A 2,801-nucleotide genomic window follows, 5' to 3' on the forward strand; every position below is an offset into this window, starting at 1 on the left:
TTATCCAATCTCCTCCAGTGCCGAACCTTACGTCCATTGCTTGTTCGCAACACATGAATTCCATGCGCGGTTCCCGCTCATGCTTGTGACTCAATACACTTCTACTCCTACTGCCACGCACCAAATGCTATCATCTCTGAGGTACACACCTTCTTTTACCGTGCTTATGCGTCCGTTCTTCCTATTCCCTCCCATTCTGTTGTATCAAGTTACCTGTATTTTGTCAAGTCGGTGTTTTGGTTTTGGTCATGTAGTTTTTTCGGTTTTGGTCATTGGGGCATGCTGGTCGTGGTTGATTGGTTGTTGGTGTGGTCGAACATGAGGGCTTCGCTCATGCGTCGGCTTGGTCCGTGGAATTCGATGAGGCGTCCGTGGTGGACGATGCGGTCGACGATCGCGGCGGCGAGTTTGTCATCCGCGAAGATGGTGCCCCATTTGCCGAATTCGATGTTGGTGGTGAAGATGATGCTGCGTCGTTCATAGGCGCCGGCGATGATCTGGTAGAGCAGGCGGGCGCCGTCGATGTCGAAGGGCACGTAGCCGAATTCATCGAGGATGATCAGATCGGCGCGGGCCAGGTCCTTGAGGATCTGATCGAGACTGCCGGCGCGTTTGGCCTTGCCCAGTTGCAGGACGAGTTCGGCGGTCTGGCAGAAGCGCACGGCGCGTCCCTGTCCGATGGCTTTGACGCCCAGGGCGGTGGCCAGGTGGGTCTTGCCTCGTCCGGTGCGTCCGTAGAAGACGAGGTCCTGGGCGTGGTCGAGGAACTCGAGGCTGGTGAGTTGGTCCCTGGTGTAGCCGTCGGGTAGTCGCACGTGGGTATAGTCGTAGCCGTCGAGGGTTTTCATGACGGGGAACCTGGCGCGGCGCAGGAGTCGTTCGCGTTTGGCGGTGTCGCGGTTGTCGAGCTCGCATCGCAGCATGCGCCCGATCGCGTCGATCTGGCGGGGCGTGGCCCACGAGAGCGTGTCGTCGATGGTCGCGGTGGAGATGAACAGGCTTCTGGCGTCGGCGCGCAGGCGTTCGATGCCGTCGTTGGTCTTCATGGGGTCGTCTCTCCTTGTGTGGGTCAGTGGCGGAAGGCGATGTCGTATTCGCTCAGGTCGATGGGATCGTCGTATTCGATGGGGTCCTGTCCGGCGGCCAGGCGTGAGGCCTGTAGTTCGACGCTGGCCGGGTCGAGGCCGCCGGTGGCTTCCAACGTGTCGTCCATGGCTTTGACGGCGTGTTCCCAGCCGTTGTCGCGGCTGAGCGTGAGCAGGGTCCTGAGATGGGCCTGCCGGTCGATGCCGTCCTGCAGGTCGAGCCATGCGGCCAGCGGGTCCGGCAGCGCGTCGCGCACCTGGCTGTTGCGCCATGCGTTGGGCCTGTGGCATAGCGTTTCGAGTTGTGTGATGGGCTCCTGGCTGTTCGTGGGCTGCTCGCCGTAGGCGCGTTCGTGTATCGCGACGGGCGCGCCCTTCGCGTCGAGGATCTCGACGCTTCCGGCGCGCAGCCCGACGATCAGCTCGCGGCCCGCGTGCTCGGCACCGGCCAGGTAGCGGTGGCGCCGCTCGAGGACGATGATGCCGTACTTGTCGGCCTTCATGCGCCGGTATTCGACGACGTCCATCGCCACGTCCGGCAATGGCAGGAGCGCCGCACGGTCGTGCGCGAACAGTTCGATCTCCCGGCCGTCCTTGCGGTAGTGGGGTTTTTCGGCCAGCCCCATGCATTTGTCGAACAGGGCCGCGTTGAACCCCTCGAACGACCACGCGGACGGGACCGGCACGAACAAGGAACGGCGGATGGCGCCGACCTTGGCCTCGACATTGCCTTTCTCATGGCCGGCATGGGGATTGCACAGCGACGAGTCAAAACCGTAATGGGCGCGGAAACGGCGGAACACCTCGGTGTAGCGCACCTCGCCGGAACGCCGCCGCCTGCCGACGCCCGCGGCGTTGTCGAACACGATGCGCGTCGGAACGCCGCCCAGACGGGTGAACAGGTCCTTCAGGGCCTGGCAGGTGCATTCGGCGTTCTCGCCCGGCGTCAGGCACGCGACCGCGGTGTTCGAATGCGGGAACGAGAGCACGAAATAATGCATGCGCCGGCGCACTCCCTTCCAGTACACGTCGCTCTGGCCGAAATCGGCCTGCGCCTCGCCAGGATGCCACGACAGGTCCAGAAAGCCGCGCTGGCGTTCAAGGCCGAACTCACGTTTGAGCTCGCGCACCTTGCGCGTCACGGTGGACAATGACACATCAGCGCCGCACTCATCAACCAGACGCCGGTGGATACGGGTCGCCGTATGACGCTGCTTCGACCACGTCCGCCGGTCCTCGGCCAACCAGCCCTCGATCAACGGCACCCACCGGTCGATCTTCGACGGCCGCTCACGCCTCACCGGCGGCCTGTCGGACAGGTCGACCTCCCTGAGGTACTTGCGCACCGTCGGCTCGCTGATACCCAGCTCGCGCGCAATCGCGGCGACGGACGCACCTTCCTTTCGCATGCAACGGATAGAGTGAATGACGGACATGCTGATCATTGCCTTTCCGGACCTTTCAACTGGAAGAAGTCAGACGCTCCCAGTCAAACAAGGCCCTGTAACAGTGGTCGGCATGCTCCCATGACCAAACCCGAAACTTTTACATGACTAAAACCGCAATCTCTAATTGAACACAAACAGACGGGCAGGTCCATGACGTGGTGCACCTCGACGGCATCCATCTGGGACGCAAGGCGGTCGTGCTCATCGCCTACGCCGGCGGCCACGTCATCGGCTGGTACGTCGCCCGGCGCGAGACCAGCGCCGCATG

2 protein-coding genes and 1 pseudogene are annotated in these 2,801 nt (G+C 62.6%); 1 reads left to right on the top strand and 2 read right to left on the bottom strand.

The window, feature by feature from the left end; genetic code table 11:
* Window positions 1–269: 269 nt before the first annotated feature.
* A complete protein-coding gene (gene istB, locus B1526_RS08825) occupies window positions 270–1,046 on the bottom strand; it encodes an IS21-like element helper ATPase IstB (protein ID WP_095615609.1) in 777 nt (258 codons plus the stop codon).
* A gap of 23 nt (window positions 1,047–1,069) precedes the next feature.
* Complete coding sequence (gene istA / locus B1526_RS08830; RefSeq protein WP_095615679.1) at window positions 1,070–2,521, bottom strand: IS21 family transposase; 1,452 nt, start codon at window positions 2,519–2,521, stop codon at window positions 1,070–1,072.
* A gap of 155 nt (window positions 2,522–2,676) precedes the next feature.
* On the opposite strand from istA, the pseudogene B1526_RS08835 reads away from it, so the two are divergent.
* A pseudogene (locus B1526_RS08835) lies at window positions 2,677–2,801 on the top strand (IS256 family transposase); the annotation flags it as partial.

The organism is Bifidobacterium criceti, assembly GCF_002286935.1.
GTDB classification, from domain to species: Bacteria; Actinomycetota; Actinomycetes; order Actinomycetales; family Bifidobacteriaceae; genus Bifidobacterium; species Bifidobacterium criceti.